1 protein-coding gene is annotated in these 653 nt (G+C 69.4%); it reads left to right on the top strand.

Features of this window, described 5'->3' with window-relative positions; all coding sequences use genetic code 11:
• Nucleotides 1-653 (top strand): phosphocholine cytidylyltransferase family protein (locus IH25_RS0136755; RefSeq protein ID WP_245172991.1); only part of this gene is annotated, 653 nt, incomplete at both ends.

Genomic DNA, 653 nt, shown 5'->3' with positions numbered 1-653 from the left:
GGCCTTGTGCTGGCGGCCGGCGCCGGACGGCGTCTGCGCCCCTACACCGACACGCTGCCCAAGGCGCTGGTGCCGGTGGGGCCCGAGGGTGTGGAGGGCGAGCCGACGGTCCTGGACCTGACGCTGGGCAACTTCGCCGAGATCGGGCTGACCGAGGTGGCGGTCATCGTCGGCTACCGCAAGGAGGCCGTCTACGCGCGCAAGGCGGCGCTGGAGGCCAAGTACGGCCTGAAGCTGACGCTGATCGACAACGACAAGGCCGAGGAGTGGAACAACGCCTACTCCCTGTGGTGCGGGCGGGACGCGCTGCGTGACGGTGTGATCCTCGCCAACGGTGACACCGTGCACCCGGTGTCGGTGGAGAAGACGCTGCTGGCCGCCCGGGGTGAGGGCAAGCGGATCATCCTCGCGGTGGACACGGTGAAGAAGCTGGCCGACGAGGAGATGAAGGTCGTCGTCGACCCGGCGAAGGGGATGACCCGGATCACCAAGCTGATGGACCCGGCGGAGGCCACCGGCGAGTACATCGGTGTGACCCTGATCGAGGGCGACGCGGCGCCGGAGCTGGCGGACGCGCTGAAGACGGTCTGGGAGAGCGACCCGCAGCAGTTCTACGAGCACGGGTACCAGGAGCTGGTCGACCGCGGCTTCCG

The sequence above is a fragment of the Streptomyces achromogenes subsp. achromogenes genome (assembly GCF_000720835.1).
Classification (GTDB): domain Bacteria; phylum Actinomycetota; class Actinomycetes; order Streptomycetales; family Streptomycetaceae; genus Streptomyces; species Streptomyces achromogenes.
This window is presented reverse-complemented; position numbering and strand designations above follow the sequence as displayed.